This is a genomic window from Ottowia thiooxydans, assembly GCF_040548795.1.
Taxonomy (GTDB): domain Bacteria; phylum Pseudomonadota; class Gammaproteobacteria; order Burkholderiales; family Burkholderiaceae_C; genus Ottowia; species Ottowia thiooxydans_A.
On record NZ_JBEPSH010000008.1, the window covers coordinates 90,759 to 109,882 of the forward strand.

17 protein-coding genes and 2 tRNA genes are annotated in these 19,124 nt (G+C 57.5%); 12 read left to right on the top strand and 7 right to left on the bottom strand.

Going from position 1 to position 19,124, the window contains the following annotated elements; translation table 11 throughout:
• Positions 1-103 precede the first annotated feature (103 nt).
• The 3 genes from ABIE13_RS19695 (at position 104) to ABIE13_RS19705 (ending at position 2,453) form a co-directional block, all read left to right on the top strand.
• Positions 104-179, top strand: a tRNA-Thr gene (locus ABIE13_RS19695).
• 427 nt (positions 180-606) lie between these two features.
• Positions 607-750 (top strand): hypothetical protein, encoded by a 144-nt coding sequence (locus tag ABIE13_RS19700; protein ID WP_354446593.1) that lies wholly within the window; start codon positions 607-609, stop codon positions 748-750.
• Between the two features lie 656 nt (positions 751-1,406).
• Positions 1,407-2,453: a hypothetical protein gene (locus ABIE13_RS19705; protein WP_354446595.1), complete on the top strand. Its 1,047-nt coding sequence runs from the start codon at positions 1,407-1,409 to the stop codon at positions 2,451-2,453.
• Between the two features lie 100 nt (positions 2,454-2,553).
• Here the strand turns inward: ABIE13_RS19705 and lolA are convergent, their stop codons facing one another.
• The 3 genes from lolA to ABIE13_RS19720 all read right to left on the bottom strand — a co-directional run bounded on the left by lolA (position 2,554) and on the right by ABIE13_RS19720 (position 6,557).
• Positions 2,554-3,228 (bottom strand): outer membrane lipoprotein chaperone LolA, encoded by a 675-nt coding sequence (gene lolA, locus ABIE13_RS19710; RefSeq protein ID WP_354446596.1) that lies wholly within the window; start codon positions 3,226-3,228, stop codon positions 2,554-2,556.
• Between the two features lie 99 nt (positions 3,229-3,327).
• A complete protein-coding gene (locus ABIE13_RS19715) occupies positions 3,328-5,658 on the bottom strand; it encodes a DNA translocase FtsK (protein ID WP_354447144.1) in 2,331 nt (776 codons plus the stop codon).
• A gap of 224 nt (positions 5,659-5,882) precedes the next feature.
• A complete protein-coding gene (locus tag ABIE13_RS19720; RefSeq protein ID WP_354446598.1) occupies positions 5,883-6,557 on the bottom strand; it encodes a Crp/Fnr family transcriptional regulator in 675 nt (224 codons plus the stop codon).
• A 139-nt stretch (positions 6,558-6,696) separates the two neighbouring features.
• Between ABIE13_RS19720 and trxB the strand changes: the two genes are divergently transcribed.
• The 4 genes from trxB to ABIE13_RS19740 all read left to right on the top strand — a co-directional run bounded on the left by trxB (position 6,697) and on the right by ABIE13_RS19740 (position 8,472).
• Positions 6,697-7,650: a thioredoxin-disulfide reductase gene (trxB, locus tag ABIE13_RS19725; protein WP_354446600.1), complete on the top strand. Its 954-nt coding sequence runs from the start codon at positions 6,697-6,699 to the stop codon at positions 7,648-7,650.
• Positions 7,651-7,849: 199 nt separating this feature from the next.
• Positions 7,850-8,083, top strand: coding sequence for a 50S ribosomal protein L28 (gene rpmB / locus ABIE13_RS19730; RefSeq protein ID WP_028601562.1), 234 nt, complete (start codon positions 7,850-7,852; stop codon positions 8,081-8,083).
• 22 nt (positions 8,084-8,105) lie between these two features.
• On the top strand, positions 8,106-8,276 hold the full coding sequence (gene rpmG, locus ABIE13_RS19735) for a 50S ribosomal protein L33 (protein ID WP_019425810.1): 171 nt from the start codon (positions 8,106-8,108) through the stop codon (positions 8,274-8,276).
• Between the two features lie 108 nt (positions 8,277-8,384).
• Positions 8,385-8,472: transfer RNA gene (locus ABIE13_RS19740), tRNA-Ser, on the top strand.
• A gap of 86 nt (positions 8,473-8,558) precedes the next feature.
• On the opposite strand, the gene ABIE13_RS19745 is transcribed toward ABIE13_RS19740, so the two are convergent.
• Positions 8,559-9,485, bottom strand: a complete 927-nt coding sequence (locus ABIE13_RS19745) for a LysR family transcriptional regulator (RefSeq protein WP_354446603.1) — start codon at positions 9,483-9,485, stop codon at positions 8,559-8,561.
• Positions 9,486-9,649: 164 nt separating this feature from the next.
• Between ABIE13_RS19745 and ABIE13_RS19750 the strand changes: the two genes are divergently transcribed.
• The 3 genes from ABIE13_RS19750 to ABIE13_RS19760 all read left to right on the top strand — a co-directional run bounded on the left by ABIE13_RS19750 (position 9,650) and on the right by ABIE13_RS19760 (position 13,052).
• Positions 9,650-10,630 carry a Bug family tripartite tricarboxylate transporter substrate binding protein gene (locus ABIE13_RS19750; RefSeq protein ID WP_354446605.1) on the top strand — a complete coding sequence of 327 codons (981 nt, stop codon included), beginning with the start codon at positions 9,650-9,652 and terminating at the stop codon, positions 10,628-10,630.
• A gap of 12 nt (positions 10,631-10,642) precedes the next feature.
• Entirely contained in the window at positions 10,643-11,869 is a 1,227-nt protein-coding gene (locus tag ABIE13_RS19755; RefSeq protein WP_354446607.1) for an ArgE/DapE family deacylase, read from the top strand.
• Positions 11,870-12,092: 223 nt separating this feature from the next.
• Positions 12,093-13,052: a LysR family transcriptional regulator gene (locus ABIE13_RS19760; RefSeq protein ID WP_354446609.1), complete on the top strand. Its 960-nt coding sequence runs from the start codon at positions 12,093-12,095 to the stop codon at positions 13,050-13,052.
• An 11-nt stretch (positions 13,053-13,063) separates the two neighbouring features.
• Here the strand turns inward: ABIE13_RS19760 and ABIE13_RS19765 are convergent, their stop codons facing one another.
• The 3 genes from ABIE13_RS19765 to ABIE13_RS19775 form a co-directional block, all read right to left on the bottom strand.
• On the bottom strand, positions 13,064-14,056 hold the full coding sequence (locus ABIE13_RS19765) for a Bug family tripartite tricarboxylate transporter substrate binding protein (RefSeq protein WP_354446611.1): 993 nt from the start codon (positions 14,054-14,056) through the stop codon (positions 13,064-13,066).
• A 27-nt stretch (positions 14,057-14,083) separates the two neighbouring features.
• The gene (locus ABIE13_RS19770; protein WP_354446613.1) at positions 14,084-14,977 is read right to left on the bottom strand and encodes an MBL fold metallo-hydrolase; all 894 of its coding nucleotides are present in this window, start codon (positions 14,975-14,977) and stop codon (positions 14,084-14,086) included.
• A 229-nt stretch (positions 14,978-15,206) separates the two neighbouring features.
• On the bottom strand, positions 15,207-16,109 hold the full coding sequence (locus tag ABIE13_RS19775; RefSeq protein ID WP_354446615.1) for a LysR family transcriptional regulator: 903 nt from the start codon (positions 16,107-16,109) through the stop codon (positions 15,207-15,209).
• A 116-nt stretch (positions 16,110-16,225) separates the two neighbouring features.
• Between ABIE13_RS19775 and ABIE13_RS19780 the strand changes: the two genes are divergently transcribed.
• Positions 16,226-17,218 (top strand): Bug family tripartite tricarboxylate transporter substrate binding protein, encoded by a 993-nt coding sequence (locus ABIE13_RS19780; protein WP_354446617.1) that lies wholly within the window; start codon positions 16,226-16,228, stop codon positions 17,216-17,218.
• A 2-nt stretch (positions 17,219-17,220) separates the two neighbouring features.
• Entirely contained in the window at positions 17,221-19,017 is a 1,797-nt protein-coding gene (locus tag ABIE13_RS19785) for an acyclic terpene utilization AtuA family protein (protein ID WP_354446619.1), read from the top strand.
• Positions 19,018-19,124: the final 107 nt, after the last annotated feature.

Here is a 19,124-nt window from a genome sequence, read left to right on the forward strand (position 1 = left end):
CGAGAAGGAGCACTGTGCCATCGCCCCCCAGGGCTTCTTGCCTGTAGTGATCCAGGCAAAGCCGACGGCATGTGAAGATATAATGCCGTCTTTCTAAAAATTAGCCGATGTAGCTCAGTTGGTAGAGCAACGCACTCGTAACGCGTAGGTCACCAGTTCGATTCCGGTCATCGGCACCAAGACCTAAAACCAGATTCGGATAAATACTGAATCTCCCTCTAAGATAGCCGCCTTCGGGTGGCTTTCTTTTTGCCCAATTCCGAGGGGTTTTGAACGCTGAGGCCCCCCAAAACGGCCTAAAGGAAATGCCCGATCGCAACGGCAGAGCAGCGATCTGATGGGCGCTGGGGAATACAGATCAAGGTTAAAGGCGTTCGCGATTCGGGCACATTCCCGAGCAAGCAGGAGGCCAATCTCTGGGCAGTACCGCGCACCTTGGAATCAACACTGAGGCCATCGGAAAGGCCGGTGATTTGCCGATCTCCTCTAAAGCCACTTCGGCCGCGCCCCGACAAGCTCTTTCCTGCGCTCCCTATCGCACCAGTAGCGGATCCATTTACAGCATTTACCCCTTGAACTCCACGCTGCTAGCTGCATATCTCACTCATGAGAATCAAGCGTGTGCTTCATTACTGCATCTTGCCAGTGCTGCTGGTGCTTGCACTCGTCGGCTTCCCAATGCCCATTGGTGCGCGTCAGGCAGTCAAACCTAGCCAGGAGCAATCGGCACCAGCTGACAAGCGCGATTGAAGATTCAACGTCTGCAACTAGTCAAACCGGCCAATCAAAACCTGCACACTCCAGCGGCAAACCGGTCGGGCTTCTTCTCGGGGCTCAAGCGTTTGACCGGGCGCAACCACGTCTACGCGGTGGCTCCCCTGCACTCAACTCAGCCTCCTGAGCCTCAATGTATGTGTTCCTGTACAAGGCCCAGGCTTGTTGGCCTAAGGTGCCGGGGAGTTGATCCTTGAGGTGGCGGCTCAGGTGGCCGACATGGAGCCGTCAGAAGGTCAAGGAGCAGACTGAACTGGCCGAGAAGGCGCCGTCATTTCCAATGGAACCTTTGGGCGATAGCGGTTACTCACACCACATGTCATCGCGCTTTGATCAAGTTCGATGACGTTCAAACAAGCCATTTCCCTCAGCGTCTTGCGTTCAGGAGACCTCGCGCTCGAAACAGTGTGCCGCTGAAGACGTCTGGCTTGTCCTATGAACACCTTCATATTGGTGTGTACCCCGCGCCTTCTATATGCAGGCCGAAAGCAACCGGAAACATGTCCTCCAGCCACACAACAAATCCCTTCGTCCACCATAGAACCACCAGAGTCTCAGTGGGGCACGGGAGTGAGAGAACCGCGATTCACGCCGATCATGCTCACCGACAGTCAGGTCGGCATGAAGCTGTCATGAAAAGTCTCGATGCCGTGCGGGTCACCGCATCCAGTTGCACACCCATAGCCCGAAAAAAGGAAATCTCTTTTGAGCTTATGCAGCTTGTGGGTGCGGTCAGAGAGGCCGAGGAGTTGTTTGATGCACTCGATAACCACACCGACCCGGTTCGCCGCGAATTCGTTGAACTATTGACGCGCATGCGCAAGAGTGAGAACCACGAGTTCCGCAACACTCTGCCGCCACGCTACCACCGCCCTCGCCTGCAGTTGACGCGAGAAGAGCTGCAAGCGCTGGCCATGCTTCGAGACGATCTGTACAAAAGCATTGCCGCCAAAAAAGTGCGTCACATTGTGCACGCCGCACGGCTTCGCTATCCAACAGACGACACAGCGCGCCCTTCAACTCAGCTCATCCATCTCGTTCTTGCAGAAGATGAAATGATTGATCTGGCCGATTGCTGGACGAGTCTTCCGGTGGATTTTTCAGATACCTTGCAAAAGGTAGGGGACATCCGCGAAGCGGCTACGTACCGGCAACTTATACAGTCCGGCGTTGCCATGGTTCGGGCTGTCAAGGCGCTCACGTTTGATGCACGGCATGCATCGCTCAAACTTCGGCAACACACTCGGTTTAGCCCCAAAGAACTGGGATGGGCCAAAGATTGCGCGCAACGTCTCCATGCTTGCGACAGCGCTCAACTGGCCGACGCTATTTTCCAAAATGCGTGGAAATCCTATAACGAAGGGCTTCCGAGTCAACACCCCTTCGGCCTCTTGCTGTCTGAGTCCGACCTGCGCTCATTGACGAAATGGCGTGATGAATTCATGACCAAGTTCGAGAGCGATCTGCATCAGCTGCGAATCCTGTGCAATACGCCTATGCCGGAAATGCAGGTGATCAAGCCCATACCCAGGCTCCCAGGAAGCCCTTTGGTTTGTACGCTTAGATTCGATGGCACTCAGACAACCACCACGGTGGCGCTTGGCGGGCTTCAGTTCTGGGGTGAGTTTTCACTTGATAACTACCACTTGCCGCTACCTTTCAACGTGATCGTGAAGTAAGCCTTCAGCGGGCCGAATCACAGCCGTCACGCGGGCTCAACCAGGTCATTGCTGGCCAGGGTTGCTGCCCTCAAGGCGCACTCGGGTCTTGAGTGAGGGCTCAGTTGCGCAAAACGTCCACGCCCGCGGGGGGGGTGAACTGAAACGCACTGGCTGGCAATGGCGCGTTCACCTCGAATGCGGTGAATGTCAACATGGAGCGCTGCCCAAAACTGTCTTCGATTTCCAGGGTGCCAAGTTCGGGGCCCTTGGCGCCGGACTTGAACCCAACACGAATACTTTGCAGTTGGCCATCACGCAACTTCGGCGTGGCCTTGATCCACTGCTGGCCATCTTTCTCAGGCTCTTCGGAAAGGTTGAAATCCTTTTCCAAAGCTTTGACATCAGGCGCTGCGGCAACGATGGCTGCGGGGGTCGAACCCAGTACCTGCTCTTGGCTGCGTGAGGTTACCTGCTTCAAATCCACATCGTAGAGCCACAGAGTTTTTCCGTCTGCCACGATGGTTTGCTCAAACGGTTTTGTGTAGTGGAACCTGAATTTGCCGGGTCTTTGAAATTCGAAGGTGCCGCTCTGCGTTTTACTACGAGGCGTCTGCCCCTCCCTCGCAGGTGCGGTGACCACCTGTGTGAAAGCAGCTTTGCCGGAGCGAGCCGATTTGACGAACTGTTCCAGGCTATCGAGGCCTCCCGCCCATACGGCAGGCGTCATGACCGCAGCTACTGCAAAGGCTGCGCCCCGAATGACGGCGCGCGTGATGTAAACACTTGATTTCATGGTAATTGGAGTGCGTCTGTTCGGGCAAGGTTCAATTGCGCAATGATTGGATACACCGAAAGCCATGGTGGAGGCGGAAACTTAGGCTCCAGCGAATATTCACTCACCCCTTGCGGGCACCAGAATGTCGCGCTGGCCGCTACCGCTCATGGCGCTGACCAGGCCCGCTTTTTCCATATCTTCCACCAGGCGCGCGGCTCTGTTGTAGCCAATCTTCAGGTGACGCTGCACCAGCGAAATACTGGCCTTGCGATTTTTCAGCACAACCTCGACAGCTTGGTCGTACATGGGGTCTTTTTCTCCGCCAGCGTCTCCGCCTTCGCCAAATCCCCCCTCTTCGCCATCCGCAGTACCGCCTTCAAGGACTCCTTCAATATAGTTGGGTTCGCCTTGGCTCTTAAGGTACTGGACCACACGGTGCACTTCATCGTCACTGACAAACGCGCCATGAACACGTATGGGCAAGCCCGTGCCACTGGGCATGTACAGCATGTCTCCCATGCCCAGCAGTGCCTCAGCCCCCATCTGATCGAGAATGGTTCGGCTGTCGATCTTGCTTGAAACCTGAAATGCGATCCGGGTAGGAATGTTCGCCTTGATCAAGCCCGTAATCACATCCACGCTAGGCCGCTGTGTGGCCAGAATCAGATGAATGCCAGCCGCTCGCGCTTTCTGTGCCAGGCGAGCAATCAATTCTTCGATCTTCTTGCCCACGACCATCATCAGGTCAGCAAGCTCATCAATGACGACCACGATGTGCGGCAGACGTTCGAGGGGCTCGGGATCGTCAGGCGTCAGGCTGAAGGGGTTGAAGATAAATTCGCCACGCGCTTTAGCTTCATCAATTTTCTGATTGAAGCCTGCAAGATTTCTGACGCCGGCCTTGCTCATTATTTTATAGCGCTTCTCCATTTCGGCGACGCACCAATTGAGCCCATTGGCAGCTTGCTTCATGTCTGTGACCACAGGCGCCAGCAGATGAGGAATGCCTTCATACATGGACATTTCCAACATTTTGGGGTCGATCATCAGCAAACGCACATCCTTGGGCTCTGCCTTGTAAAGCAGACTCAGAATCATGGCGTTGATACCCACCGATTTACCAGACCCCGTGGTACCTGCCACCAACACATGTGGCATCTTGGCGAGATCAGCGACCACCGGGTGGCCCACGATGTCCTTGCCCAAGCCCATCGTCAACATGGACTTGGCCTCGTGATAGACCTGCGACCCCAAAATTTCAGACAGTCGGATGGATTGCCGCTTGGCGTTGGGTAACTCCAACGCCATATAGTTCTTGCCTGGAATCGTCTCGATGACCCGAATAGAAACCAGGCTGAGGCTCCGCGCCAGATCCTTGGCAAGATTGACCACCTGGGAGCCTTTCACTCCAGTTGCAGGCTCAATCTCATACCGGGTAATCACAGGGCCCGGCGAGGCCATGACCACTCTGACTTCGACGCCGAAATCCTTTAGTTTCTTCTCAATAAGGCGGCTGGTCATTTCCAGCGTTTCAGGTGCCACTGTTTCCTGGTGCACCAAAGCGCCGTCAAGAAGGTCTACCTGCGGCAGGCGGCTGTCGGGCAGTTCTGTGAACAGCGGCTTTTGCTTTTCCTTCACTACCCGTTCGCTCTTGACAACCGGCGCAATAGCAGGCTCGATGAGTACCGGAATGGGGTGCTGCTCCTCGATTTCCTCGCGTTCGTGATGAACCACCTCTTCCCGCTCTTTGGCAGCTTGCTGACCCAGCGCCTTGTCCTGCGCGACTTCACGTTTTTCGCGGCGAGTCTCAAGCAGTGAATACAAAGTTGACCCGATGCGCTCGGCCACCTTGCTCCATGAAAATCTGAACGTCAACGCGGCGCCCACGAGGCCCGCAGCAATACCCAGCAAAGCTGAGCCGGTAAAGCCCAGCCACTTGACCGCTAGCGGCCCCCCTAGATAGCCCAGCACGCCGCCAGCGGAGCCGGGTAAAAGCTCTTCCCAGCGGTAGAGGCGTGTCCACTCCAATCCGGTGCTGGCAGCCAATAAAAGCGCCAGTCCCAGCCAGAAAGCGATACGGGTGCGCAGAAATTTGCCCCAGGCATCGGCAGGCACTTCAGTGGCCCCGCCACTTAACCACCTGACCACCCCGGAGACCCAGGCGGTGACGCCAGCCGCAACCGCCCACCACGCAGAAAAACCCAGCAGCACGTAGGCCAGGTCAGAGATCCAGGCACCCAGTTTGCCGGCCCAATTTTTGATCGAGCCACCGGAGCCAGAGGTTGACCATGCGGCGTCTTGAGCCGAGTGGCTGGCCAAAGCCATGATGAAAAAAAGCAGCGCGGCAAGGCCAAGGACCAAGACAAGCTCCTGCGCAAAGCGACTTGCACCCGTGCGCGGCGCCGGTGCACCCGACGGCGTATTGAGAGTATTGAGTGAATAGGCCATGGATATAACTACAGCCATCAAGCTTACCGCATGCGAGGGGATTTTTGCCGACGGACCCGCATAAGGAGGAAAAAACCGCCTTGGAAGGGCAGCAATTCACATAAGAACAGAGCACATAAGGGCTGCGTCCATTGAAGACGCGCCTTCTTCCGTAGAGTGCGCGCCAGCCCTGATCGAGGCTGGCGTCAACGAGGCGGGCCGTAGCCGCAGCCCGCGGCCGATAGTCAGCCCAGCATGGTCAGCCGTTCCTTGATAAGAATCAGGCCAGCCTCCTGCGTCTTGATAAAGCCACGCTCTTCAAGGTCTTTCATCACCCGGCTGACCATTTCCCGAGAAGCACCCACCATCTTGGCAATGTCCTGACGAGAAATTTTGTCGCGAATCAGCAACTCTCCGTCGCTGCTTTCGACGGCAGCTTCCAATAACGAGCGAGCCACGCGCCCGTACACGTCCATCAAAGCCAGGGATTCAATCTTGCGGTCTGCCTGGCGAAGGCGCTGCACCAACCCCCGCATGATCGCGTACGCCATGGAAGAATTTTCCGGCAGGCAACGTGCGAATTCCAGGCGTCCCAGCATCAGTACGTCTGTTTGCACTTCAGCGCGAACAGTGGCTGAATGAGGCTCATTGTCGATGAGGCTCATCTCGCCTATATGATCTCCAGGCGCCAGTGTTGCCAGAATGACTTCGCGACCTCGACCATCTGCCGTGATGACGCGAGCCCGGCCATTGAGCAGAATAAAGAGCGCGTTACTCTTTTTCCCTTGTTCGACAATTGTTTCGCCACGCTTGAAGCGGCGCTTCACCACGGCATCCGCCACTGACGCTGCCTGTGCGTCAGTGAGCATAGAAAACAACGGGACCCTGCGGATCAGATCAAGACTCGACAACATGGTCATATCAAATAATCTCCACTCTTCACGCTCCCCTCCACCATTTTCTTAAAATCACCAAACTTACTCGTCTTCAGCAGTAATGTGAAATGATTCAGTAAGTTGTATCGTAACGTAGCGCGCACACTTCCCCAAGAGTTATTGAATGAATTCCAAACACGCCAAAGTCCTCATCCTGGGGTCCGGTCCTGCCGGCTACACCGCAGCAGTCTACGCCGCCCGCGCCAATTTGAAGCCCCTGTTGATCACCGGAATGGCTCAAGGTGGTCAATTGATGACCACCACAGACGTGGACAACTGGCCTGCGGACGTCGACGGCGTACAGGGCCCTGACTTGATGCAACGCTTCCAAGCGCACGCAGAACGTTTCAACACGGAAATTGTCTTCGATCATATTAGCCGGGTCGACTTCAGCCAACGTCCGTTCACCCTGACTGGAGACAACGGCACTTATACCTGCGACGCCCTCATTATTTCCACGGGAGCCTCAGCCAAGTACCTGGGTTTGCCCTCCGAAACCGCCTTCATGGGCAAAGGGGTGTCCGCCTGCGCCACCTGCGATGGCTTTTTCTACCGTGACCAGCCCGTCTGTGTGGTGGGTGGCGGCAACACGGCAGTGGAAGAAGCACTTTACCTGTCCAACATTGCCAGCAAGGTTGTCCTTGTGCACAGGCGAGATCGGTTCCGGGCAGAGCCCATCCTCATTGACAAATTGATGGACAAGGTGCGTGCAGGCAAGATTGAGCTCAAAACCTTCCGCACTCTGGATGAGGTACTGGGTGACGACTCCGGCGTGACCGGCATACGCCTTAAAAGCACGACTGACGGCACGACAGAAGATCTGGACCTCAAAGGTTGCTTCATTGCGATCGGCCACTCTCCCAACACCGAAATTTTCCAGGGTCACCTGACCATGGAAAACGGCTATATCGTGACGCAAGGCGGCCTGAAAGGCTTTGCTACTCAAACCTCTGTCCCAGGCGTGTTCGCCGCCGGCGATGTGCAGGACCACGTTTACCGACAAGCCATCACCAGTGCTGGCACCGGTTGCATGGCCGCGCTTGACGCACAGCGTTTTCTTGATCAGGAAGGCGACTAGCCCTGCACCCGCGGATTTCTGGCTATAATCGAGGGCTTTCCTGTAATTGGCTGGGGTTTAACCTGCTAATTTCAGGTGGCCGGATGCTGTAGTGGCTACCGGCTGACAGGGTTACCGCCACCCTTAATCTGGCGAGGTGAGGCCGAAGCGAGTCGCATTTTGCGGCGCCAGCAACGGCTGATGACTGTGGAGTTAGTTCATGGCACGTGTGTGCGAAGTCACGGGCAAAGGCCCAATGGTCGGGAACAATGTTTCCCACGCCAACAACAAAACCAAGCGCCGGTTCCTGCCGAACCTGCAATACCGCCGTTTCTGGGTCGAGAGCGAAAATCGTTGGGTGCGTCTTCGCGTATCAAGCGCTGCCCTGCGCCTGATCGACAAGAATGGTATCGACGCCGTGCTCGCTGACATGCGTGCTCGCGGCCAAGCCTAAACCGACTTAAAGGAACAGCATCATGGCCTCCAAAGGTGGACGCGAAAAAATCAAGCTGGAATCGACAGCCGGCACTGGTCATTTCTACACGACCAGCAAAAACAAGAAAACCATGCCCGAGAAAATGTCGATCATGAAGTTCGACCCTAAAGCTCGCAAGCATGTTGAGTACAAAGAAATCAAGCTGAAGTAATTCAGTTTTTCCAAGAAGCGAGCCCGCTGCACGCAGCGGGCTTCTTTTTGGAGAGATCAGAGAAAATTTGCCCGGTTCGAGCAGATAGAATCTGGGTCTCAAGATTCAGGAAGCGTGGCAGAGTGGTCGATTGCACCGGTCTTGAAAACCGGCAACGGGAAACCGTTCGTGAGTTCGAATCTCACCGCTTCCGCCAAAGACCAAGCAAAAAAGCGCCCTCGGGGCGCTTTTTTGTTTTATGAATCCAAGAGCGTCAGTACATCGCCTGCGTCCCATTTCAATCTACGCCAGATTGAACTCAGGCGACAGCTCAAGTGAAGACATATATCTCTGCAGTGCGATGACCAGACTTTTGGCGAAGTCATTTCCCGGTCGATCCGTAGCCCGATAAACACCAATCTCGGCACGCACCTGATTCCTGAAAGGTCTGCGGCACATCCGCTCGTTGGCAAATGAAGCCACGGAAAGACTGTCGGCAATGGCCACACCCATGCCTAGCTCCGCCATCTTGCATGCCACGTGAGCGGAATCGACTCGCGTCTGCACGGACACGAGTTCCTGATCCCACCATGGCAGTTGCCCCTCTCCTCGCCAAACGACCGAAGGGTACTCGATACCGATCACCTGATACCCATTCAGATCGCTTGCAGTGATGGTGTTCAGCTTCGCCAGTGGATGGTTGTGAACCATCAGGCACTCAAGCTTGAGGGGCAGTAAAGGTACATAGTGCCATTTTTCCGAATTGCTGACCTTCATGCCGATGGCCACATCCACCTGCTGGGTGTCCACCCATTGAATCACTTGAGCGGTATTACCGGTGTGAATGGTGCTAAGCAGGTCCTTGTTTGCAGACTGGATCTGCAATAAGGCATGTGGCAACAGGTGGATGGCCGCCGATGGAATGCAGCCGATCTGCAGATGCCCAGGGCGGGCGTCCCGAAATTCCGTCGCAAGCTCATTGAGCACCAGCAATGAGGAGTTGACGCGGCCAATCTGATCGAACAGGGCACGCGCCTCAAATGTTGGTCGCAGCGTGTGGCCACGTCGCTCGAAAAGCCGATATCCCAGATCCTCATGCAGTTGAGACAACTGCTTGCTTACTGCTGGCTGCGTAATGTTTAAGCGGTGCGCGGCTTCGGTCAGCGTGCTCGAGGTTGAAAGCACCTGCAGTAAGGCAATGTGATGCGGGCGGATGGGGGCACTTTTCATGCTGCAAATCATAACTACAGGTTTGAAAATACCTCAAAACATTCATTTGACTCATGGTTTGAACTCTTGGGAAACTCTGGAAGTGCGCTGCAACTCCCCTCGCGGCGCCCGCAATGGGTTTTGCAGGGGTCCCAAGACTGTTATTCATTCGAGCTGAACTCAACATGATTCGCTTTATCCGAAACGCCTTCTTCACAAGCTTGCTGGCGATGGCGTGCGCCGCAGCCATTGCCCAACCAGCGGCTTTTCCCAATAAGCCTATCCGCCTCGTGGTGCCCTACGGACCAGGTGGCCCCTCGGACATCGTGGCGCGCGTGATCGCCGATGAAATGAGTCGTTCTTTGGGCCAGCCTTTGGTGATCGACAACAAACCTGGTGCAGGCTCGATGGTTGGAACCGAGATCGTGGTCCGAAGCCCTGCTGACGGCTACACCTTGCTCCTGACAGATCTGCCGGTCACCATCGTCCCCCATGTGTTGAAAGCATCGGCCAAGTACAACCCAGTTAAAGATCTTGAGCCCATCGGCCTGATTGGAGGGTCGTCGCTCGGGTTTGTGGTGCCGGATGCCTTACCGGCGAAAACGCTGGCGGAGTTCGTCACGCTGGCTCGTACCCGGCCGGAAGGCATGCGCATCGGCTCAGGCGGCAATGGGAGCTTGACCCATTTGATGGCAGAAGTGTTCGCTCAATCGGCCGGCTTTAAGCTGACACATCTTCCCTACCTCGGTACTGGGCCAGCCATTCCGGATTTGCTGGCGGGCCGCCTTGATGGACTTTTCAACAGCTATCTGGCCACAAAACCCTATCTGGACGGCGCAAAGCTCCGAATGCTTGCCATCGCGTCTGACCACCGAGTGCCCGAATTTCCTTCTGCCACGACATTTTCCGAAGCCGGCTATCGCGATGTGACCGTCGATTATTGGCTGGGCATCGTAGGCCCGGCAGGCACGCCCAAGGCCGTGGTGGACCGAGTTCGATCCGCACTCGACAAGGCCCTGCAGTCCAGCGGCGTCCAGGAGAAATTCACTTCCCTGGCCATCACCAAGGCCACTGACACCTCTGGGCCCGCGCTGACTCGCGCTATTCAGGGTGAATACAAGCGTTGGGGCGATGTCGTCAGAACGCGCAACATTACCGTGAACTAAACAGTGCAAGGCATGACTACACCCGCCGCAGAAACCGAGCTGATCTCTATCGCCCGTCGCCTGATTCGAATTCCAAGTGAAAACCCACCCGGCGATACAACGGCCGTTGCAGAAGCGCTCACGAATCTACTGAACGTTCCCAACGTCGAGATCAAACGCTTTGAGCCGCAGAAAGGCGTTGTTAATCTGGTGGCCATTGTTCGCGGCGCCCAAGCCGGGCCTCGCGTCGTTCTCAATGGACACCTGGATACCTTTGCCGTGGGCGATCCTGCCGGATGGTCCACAGATCCATTGGGTGGTGAGATCCGCGACGGCCGACTCTATGGGCGTGGCGCCGGAGATATGAAATCTGGCATTGCCATCCTGGTCACCGTGGTACGGGAGCTGGCGCAAAAGCAGAGCCAGATGCAAGGCGAGCTGGTTCTCACGCTGGTGTCCGACGAGGAAACTGGAGGCACGTGGGGAACACGTTGGCTGCTCGCGAACGTGCCTGAGTCTCGGGGCGACTATCTGCTGAATGCGGATGCCGGACACCCGCGCGTGGTGCGCTATGGTGAAAAAGGTGTCATGTGGCTCAAGCTCACCAGCACTGGCAAGGCTTGCCACGGGGCTCACGTTCACCTGGGCATCAACGCCATTGAATTGCTCATGGCCGCACTTCACGATTTACTGACCTTGCGCCAGCTGCCCACCAGGTTGCCGGAGCAAGTGCTGAAAGCCATGGAGGAAGCACGCGAGGTTTCCGAGCAGGAAGGCGGCGCGGGCGAGTTCGAGAACTTGCGCAATATCACGGTGAATGTCGGCACTTTCCATTCAGGACACGTGGCCAATATCGTTCCAGGGCATGCAGAGGCCTGCGTAGATATCCGATTCCCGTCAGGCTTCAGCGGTGAGGAAATCAAGCGCCTGATTGCAGAACGCCTGTCAAGTCACCCAGGCGTTCAATGGGAGACTATCCCGGGCAGCGAAACAGAACCCGCACTCACTTCACCAGACCACCGACTTGTTCAGTGCTTTCTGAAGCACGCTCGAGAAAAAGTGGCGCAAGATGCGGTGGCCAATATGCGAGTGGGCCTGACCGATGCTCGGCTGTTCCGGCATGCAGGCATGCCTGCCGTGGTCTACGGACCTACCGCTTTCAATATGGGCGGCGTGGATGAGTATGTTCTTGTCGACCAAGTCGAGTCCGTGTGCCAGGTCCAACTGGCCGTGGCAAAGGAATTGCTCTCGATCGAATGAATGAACGAGTGAGTGAGTGAAGGGGGTTTAGCAGACAGTTGCAGAAAGCCAATGAGCTGTCTGCCACTGGCAGATCAGAGTCCCGCTTCAAGGTGAACAGGTGCACGCATAGGTCAGGGCATTCAGAGCGCGTCGAAGAGTTTGAATTACTCTTCGCCATGACGTCATTCTCAAACGGTTAGGACGTCGAAACGCCCGACTGGGTTATCTGATCTGAAACGCCATGCACCCTCACCTCAACAATCGTCTTCGAGCGAAGCTACGACTGCGTCACATCGAGCTGCTGGATGCCCTTGGCGATACGCTCAACATTCACCACGCGGCTCCCCGAATGAATTTGAGCCAGCCCGCCACGAGCAAGCTGCTGCAGGAAGTCGAGCAAATCTACGGCGCTACCCTCTTCGACCGGCTACCACGCGGCTTACGCGCAACGGCAGCAGGACACACCGTCATCCGCTGGGCGCGGCTGCTGCTGCATCACTTAGGCGAGTCGGTTGCAGAGGCACATCTGGTGGCCGCTGGCGCTTCCGGCAGGGTCCGTATTGGGGCACTCCCGGTCGCGATTCCCAGGCTGCTCAATGAGGTCTTGCAACGAGTCCGGGCCACTATGCCGGACCTGGTAGTCACAGTCACAGAAGGCGCCAACGAAATGCTGCTGCCGGCACTCGCGCGGGACGAGCTGGATATCGTTCTCGGACGTCTTTCGCCCGACACGCAGCATGAACTCTACTGCTCTGAAAGTCTGTACGAAGAGCCTGTGAGCCTGGTGGTGCGCAAGAAGCATCCCTTGCTCCGAAAACGCGGCCTTTCTGCAAGACACCTCGCCGACGTGCAATGGATACTCCCGCCGGAACTCGCACCGCTTCGCCAACAACTCGAGAGGGTGCTGGTAGAGCAAGGCCTTGGCCGGCCAACACCCAGGACTGAGACGACATCGCAGATGATGGTCGAGATCATCCTGAATCAAACGGACATGGTTGCCGCCATGCCGCTCGGAGTGGCCCAGCTCTACCAGTCACGTGGGCAACTCGAAATCTTGCACCTGCCGCTTCCCCTCAGCATGCCGCCAGTGGGCCTGCTGCTGCACGCGCAAGGCATGCGTTCGCCGGTGGTTGAATCCTTCATCGGACTGGTGCGCCAAGTTGCTGCGGAACTGAAGGGACAGGTGGAGACCCTCGACTGAGCGATGGCGCCTCAATCCACGGTGGCGCCGGACTTCTTCACGATGCCTCGCCACTGCTCGGCCTCTTCGGCCAGTTGCCGGGAGAACGCCTCAGGCGAGCCAGACGCGGCGACGAAGCCCTGTGCCGACAGGTACTGCTGCATGCCCGGCAGAGCCAGCACGGTGTGGACATCATCGGCCAGCCGCTTGAGGATCGCAGGGTCGGTGCCGCGCGGTGCGGCCAAACCCCACCAGTTGCTCAGGATGACATCAGGCACTCCGGCCTCCGCCGCTGTCGGCAGATCTGGCTGCGCCTTGAGCCGCTCGCGAGATGCGACCGCCAGCGCCCGGATTCGGCCCGAGGCCAGCTGTGCGCCAGCAACGCTGCACCCCACCAGAAACATCTGCACCTCTCCACCGATCAGACCATTCACACCCGGTTGCGCGCCCTTATAGGGCACGTGCGTCATCTGGGCTCCCATAGCTTCCGACAACGCAAAACCCGAGAGATGCGGCGCGGTGCCGTTGCCCGGTGAGCCGAAGTTCAGCTTTCCGGGCCTGGTTTTTGCATAGTCGGCGAACTCGCGAAAGCTGCGCGCCGGCACGGCACCGTTGATGAACAGCACCGACGGGACGTTGACCACTTTGGTGATCGGCGCCAGCGCTTGCAACGGGTCGTAGCCCATGTTTGGGTACAAGTACTGGTTGATCACAAAGTTGTTGGTCGCCCCCAACAGCAGGGTGTACCCATCGGGTTTGGCGCGCACCACATCCGAGGCGCCGATGTTGCCGCCAGCGCCGGGTTTGTTGTCTATCACCACAGGCTGCCCCAGGCGTGCCTGCAGGTGGGGCAGCATCTGGCGCAGGGCCAGATCGCCCGCCGCCCCTGCAGGGTAGGGAACAACCACACGGATGGGCATCTCTGGCCATGCCGCGTGGGCAGCAGCGCCCCAGGCCAAGGTCAAAGCGGACACGGCGCAGCTGCACAAATGAAGCCACAAACGGGAAGCGGACTGGGCATACATGGCAAGATCCTTGGTTGGTCGAGCGGGCTACAGGTCGATGCGCATCAGGTCGTGCGCGAGTCGCAAAGGACCCTGGTAATTTTTTCGGATGTCGCGCACGACGTCTTCCATCAGGTGGGGCCCCATCAGTTCCACCGGCAGATGCTTGGCAGCCGCCCGCTTGAGCACCGGGCTGGTTGAGTCGAAATGCCCGAAGTGCGTGGCGACCACGCTCTTCGCCCTGGCCTCATTGGCGATCAGTCCCAGCCCCAAAGGACTGGTGTGCGAATAGGTGCCCACGCCAGTCTTTGCTCGGTGGTCTATGAACGACTGCGGAAAAGTGCACTCATGGATCAGCAGGTCTGCGTCACGGGCCAGTTCCACCATGGCTGGGCATGGTTTGGTGTCGCCGCTGAAGGCCACGACCTTGCCATCCGCCTCTACGCGCACGCCATAGCATTCGCAGATTTCGTGCGGCAAGTGGTCCACATGCAATGCGGTGATGCGGATGTCCGAATCTTCGTACACCACGCCGGGCACGATCTCGCGCACGTCGGGGCGTACGGCCTCAATATTGTCCTTGCGCACGGGGTAAGCCGAGCGGGCCAGAAAGTCGGCCCTGAACGCACCGTCCTCAAACAAATGGTTGGCGAAATTCTTCGTTCCTTTGGGGCCAAGCAGAATCGGCGAACCGGTGCGGTTGAGCATCCAGCTGGAGATCACGAAGTAGGGAAAGTCGCTGATGTGATCGTGGTGGAGATGGGTCAGGAACACCAACCCTACATCCGCAGGATTGATGTTGGCCCGCACCATCTGACGTGTGGCACCTTCGCCGCAATCGAACAAATAGTGTTTGCCCGCATCGGTGGAAATGAGAATAGCCGACTGGCCGCGATCAGGGTCTGGCAGCGCTGCGCCGGTGCCAAGCATGGTGATTTTCATGAAGCGTCTCCTGGAGGTAAGCCCGTCCATAGCCATCAGATGAAATGGACATCAGATGCAATGGACGGTTGGGGAGATAGTAGGAGGCACATTGATTCCTAACAAACCAAATAAATTGATCCAAGGATTCGAAAATGGAATCCTTTCCAGACGCTAAGCGCCGTGCCCGCTGAGCTTCATCAACGCCTTCGTGCCAAGCTGCCGTTGACATCTGGCCCGCCCCCTCGCCTCATTGAGATGCTCCGGCGCTCCTGCTGGCTTGAGCGCCAGCCACCAAGCTGCGGAATCGCTCCATCTGAGGGCCAAATTGCGCCGTGCGACGCCAGAACAGGCCAATATCCAAACGCCAGACCGGCGCGGGCGTTGGCAAGGCACGCAGCTTTTTGCATGCCGTCGACGCCAGAGCGTCTTCCGTGAGTACGGTCAACAAGTCCGTCGATTCGATCAGCGGAGCCAACACCGCCGGCGTAGCGTCTACCTCCACCGCCGGCACCAACTGAACGCCGGCCTCGTCTCTCATGAAACGGTCCACCCACTGCCTCAGCACGATGTTTCTGGACGACAAGACCCACTGCTGAGCTCCCAGATCAGCGACATCAAATGCTCTCTTCTGCAACGGATGATGGACGCGCCCCACCACCAAGCTTCGCTGCTGGCCAAGCAGTTGATGATTGAACTCATTCGACACACGATCGTCCATGGCGGCAATGGCGCAATCGATCTCCCCACTGCTCAGTAGCTGAAACAACTGATCGCTCAATTGCACACGGATCTCGAAGCGGCTTTGATCCAACATGGCTTTGGCAGCCGGTATCAGTAAAGTTTGAATAAGAGCAGGCACCACGCCCACGCGAAGGGAGCCCGTGCTCCCAGACTTCAGGCCAGCAACGTCAGCCGAGACGTTCAGGCTCCAGTCCGATACTTCAATGGCACGCTGATAAATCAACCGACCTGCATCCGTCAGAAGTACCCCCCGTGCCGAGCGTTCGAAAATTTTCAGGCCAAACGAAGTTTCGAGCCGTCGGATGGATTTGGAGAGTGCAGGCTGACTGACGCCCAGTTCGGCTGCCGCCCGCCGGACACTAGCGCGCTCGGCGACACGTTTGAACCAAAGCAAATCATTGATTTCCATAGGGATTCGAATGGGTGATTCCACTTAGTTATCACAAAAAACCGTGTTTCAGCATAGCGCAATCCCCTGTCGATTCCCATAATCGGGTCACAACAAGACATCGAAGGAGACATGGAATGAAGAGACTTTTCACGTTCGGCGGCACCGCTCGCCTCCTGGGCACACTAAGCGCTGCGATGATTCTGGCTGCCAGCCCCCAGGCATTCGCCGATACCGCCTACCCCGATCGACCTGTGCGCGTCGTAGTGCCCTACCCTGCGGGAGGCAACACCGACATCATCGCGCGGGAGGTGGCCAAACGCCTGTCTGTGAAGCTTGGCCAAAACTTCATCATCGACAACAAGCCCGGCGCCAACAGCATCATTGGGACGGAAGCTGTGGCCAAGGCAGCGCCAGATGGCTATACCCTGCTGGTAGCGATTGGCGCTTACGCCAACAATTTCGCGCTTTACAAAAAGCTGCCCTATGCCCGCTCGGATCTCGCGCCGGTTTCGCAACTGACCAACACCTCATTGGTGCTGGTCACGGGCCGACCTGGCATCACCAGCGTCAAGCAATTGGTGACTGCAGGCCAAGACAAGAATGCCCCGCTCACCTTCGCCAGCAGCGGCGTAGGCTCGGCCGCGCATCTGCTCGGGGAGCGCTTTGCAAGAAGTTCAGGCATGACTTCCACGCAACACGTGGCCTACAAGGGCTCTTCCGAAGCTGTTTCAGATCTCTTGGCGGGGCGCGTGGGCTATATGTTCGACGCCGTCTCTGCAATGGGCGCACATATCAAGAGTGGCCGTTTGACCGCATTGGCAGTCACCGGAGGAAGTCGCTCACCGCTTTTGCCCGAAGCTCCCAGCGTGCGCGAGGCGGGCTACCCCGACATGGTGGCCTACGCCTGGTCGGGCTTGCTGGCGCCAGCAAAAACGCCCAAGGCCATCGTTGACAAATTGGCGGCCACCATTTCCGAAGTGCTCAAGGACCCTGAACTGGTCGCCAAACTGGCCTCCATCAGCACCGATCCTGTGGGCAGCACGCCTGCGGAGTTCGATAAATTTCTTATCAGCGAATCAGACGTCAACGGCAAGGTCATCAAAGCGCTGAATATTTCTCTGGACTGAGCATGAATTCCAAAACCGTCTTGATTGGTGGCGCTTCAGCGTTCATAGGAGACAGCATTCTCGGGCCAACCCAACTGGTGAATGTGCCGGGTATGCAGTACCTCGTGTTTGACTACCTGGCCGAAATGACGCTCTCAGGATTTTCCCAGACGCGCAAAACCAACGCGCAGCTGGGCTATTCCACCGAGTTCGTTGAGTACGTTCTTCCGCAGATCGCCGTGGCCTGCGCAGAGAAAGGCATACGCCTGGTGGCCAATGCGGGCGGGCTCAACCCGCAAGCCTGTGCCGCCGCCATCCGAGCTCAACTTGCAAAGCTGAACCTGCCACTGAAAGTGGCCTATGCGGTGGGCGACGACTGCATGCACATGGTGGATAAGCTTCGTGCTTCAGGCGCTCAGGATTTCTATACGAAGGCCCCGGTTCCCCTCAGCGTCGATAGCGCCAACGTCTATCTCGGCGCGCCGCCCATTGCCAGGGCTTTGGAATTAGGCGCCGACATTGTGGTCACCGGACGGATTGTGGACAGTGCAGCGACGCTGGGCATCCTGATGCACGAATTTGGTTGGCGCGCAGACCAGTGGGATCTGCTTGCCAGCGGATCTCTGGTAGGCCATGTCCTGGAATGCGGCGCGCAGGCAACTGGCGGAATCTTCACCGATTGGGAGCGTGTGCCTGATTGGGAAAACATAGGTTACCCCTATGCCACCTGCCATGCCGACGGCTCCTTCGTGCTCAGCAAAGCTGCTGGTACGGGCGGCCTGGTGGAGCCCATGACGGTGAACGAGCAAATTCTGTACGAAGTGGCTGATCCCGCGCATTACGTGCTTCCCGACGTCGTGTGCGATTTCACCGCAGTCACCACGAGCGCCATAGGTCCCGATCGAGTTCTGGTGCAAGGGGCGCGTGGAAGCCTTGCGCCCGATACCTACAAAATGTCCGCCAGCTACCAGGCCGGCTACCGATGCACGGCCCAGGTTTCCGTGTTTGGAATGAACGCAACGGCGAAGGCCCGTCGCACCAGCGAAGCATTGCTCAATCGAACCCGCCGTTTGCTCAAGGAGCGCGGGTTCGCGGATTTTTCAAGGTATGCGGCGACCGTTGTGGGAGCGGAAGACGGTTACGGGCCACATGCACAACCCAGCCATTGCCGCGAGGCCATTGCGCGGCTTGTGGTCACGCATGATTCTGCGCAAGCGCTGGATCTGTTCTCCAGAGAGTCGCGCGCCCCGGGAGTTTCCTTCGCGCCGGGAACCACCAGCGGAAGCTCGCTGACACTGAACTCAAGGCCTGCCGTGGAGCCCTTGCACCGCCTGTTCACCTGCCTGGTGACCAAAGCAAGTTTGAATCCACCACGGGTGATCATGGAGGGTGAAACGCATGAGGTGGCGCTGGCGACCACCGGCTCTGCGCCCTACCCCTATATTGAAGATGAACGCGCGCAGAGCGAGCCCACGACGGATAGCCCCGAAGCATCCTACGTGCCGCTAATGGACATTGCGCATGCTCGGTCAGGTGACAAGGGCGATACCTCTAACGTGGCGGTGTTCGCCCGGAATGCGGCGCACTTCGATCACTTGAGGCGAGTTCTGACGACCCAACGTGTTCGCACGCACCTGGGCCATTTGGTCAAAGGCGGCATCAACCGCTACGAAGCCTCTGGCATGCACGCCTTGAACTTCGTGATGGATCAGGCCTTGGACGGCGGGGGGCCGTCTTCCCTGCGCAACGACCCTATGGGCAAAGGCATGGCGCAAATGCTCCTTGAGATGGAGGTTGCTCGCCCTGCGACGAGCTCCTGATCAAGCACGGGTTCGCTGCTCCCGCTAGCCTGGATTTAGTGAGTTTTCCCGATCGCCACTGGCCTGCAGGGAATATCGCTTTAGATAAACAACATGGGCGGCGTGGA

Excerpts from the sequence above, each read along its gene's own strand:
- ABIE13_RS19785 (WP_354446619.1), top strand. The coding sequence starts at position 17,221 with ATGAATTCCAAAACCGTCTTGATTGGTGGCGCTTCAGCGTTCATAGGA.
- ABIE13_RS19700 (WP_354446593.1), top strand. The coding sequence starts at position 607 with ATGAGAATCAAGCGTGTGCTTCATTACTGCATCTTGCCAGTGCTGCTG.
- ABIE13_RS19755 (WP_354446607.1), top strand. The coding sequence starts at position 10,643 with ATGACTACACCCGCCGCAGAAACCGAGCTGATCTCTATCGCCCGTCGC.
- ABIE13_RS19775 (WP_354446615.1), bottom strand. The coding sequence starts at position 16,109 with ATGGAAATCAATGATTTGCTTTGGTTCAAACGTGTCGCCGAGCGCGCT.
- ABIE13_RS19765 (WP_354446611.1), bottom strand. The coding sequence starts at position 14,056 with ATGTATGCCCAGTCCGCTTCCCGTTTGTGGCTTCATTTGTGCAGCTGC.
- lolA (WP_354446596.1), bottom strand. The coding sequence starts at position 3,228 with ATGAAATCAAGTGTTTACATCACGCGCGCCGTCATTCGGGGCGCAGCC.
- rpmG (WP_019425810.1), top strand. The coding sequence starts at position 8,106 with ATGGCCTCCAAAGGTGGACGCGAAAAAATCAAGCTGGAATCGACAGCC.
- ABIE13_RS19745 (WP_354446603.1), bottom strand. The coding sequence starts at position 9,485 with ATGAAAAGTGCCCCCATCCGCCCGCATCACATTGCCTTACTGCAGGTG.
- ABIE13_RS19750 (WP_354446605.1), top strand. The coding sequence starts at position 9,650 with ATGATTCGCTTTATCCGAAACGCCTTCTTCACAAGCTTGCTGGCGATG.
- ABIE13_RS19720 (WP_354446598.1), bottom strand. The coding sequence starts at position 6,557 with ATGACCATGTTGTCGAGTCTTGATCTGATCCGCAGGGTCCCGTTGTTT.
- ABIE13_RS19770 (WP_354446613.1), bottom strand. The coding sequence starts at position 14,977 with ATGAAAATCACCATGCTTGGCACCGGCGCAGCGCTGCCAGACCCTGAT.
- ABIE13_RS19705 (WP_354446595.1), top strand. The coding sequence starts at position 1,407 with ATGAAAAGTCTCGATGCCGTGCGGGTCACCGCATCCAGTTGCACACCC.
- trxB (WP_354446600.1), top strand. The coding sequence starts at position 6,697 with ATGAATTCCAAACACGCCAAAGTCCTCATCCTGGGGTCCGGTCCTGCC.
- rpmB (WP_028601562.1), top strand. The coding sequence starts at position 7,850 with ATGGCACGTGTGTGCGAAGTCACGGGCAAAGGCCCAATGGTCGGGAAC.
- ABIE13_RS19715 (WP_354447144.1), bottom strand. The coding sequence starts at position 5,658 with ATGGCCTATTCACTCAATACTCTCAATACGCCGTCGGGTGCACCGGCG.
- ABIE13_RS19780 (WP_354446617.1), top strand. The coding sequence starts at position 16,226 with ATGAAGAGACTTTTCACGTTCGGCGGCACCGCTCGCCTCCTGGGCACA.
- ABIE13_RS19760 (WP_354446609.1), top strand. The coding sequence starts at position 12,093 with ATGCACCCTCACCTCAACAATCGTCTTCGAGCGAAGCTACGACTGCGT.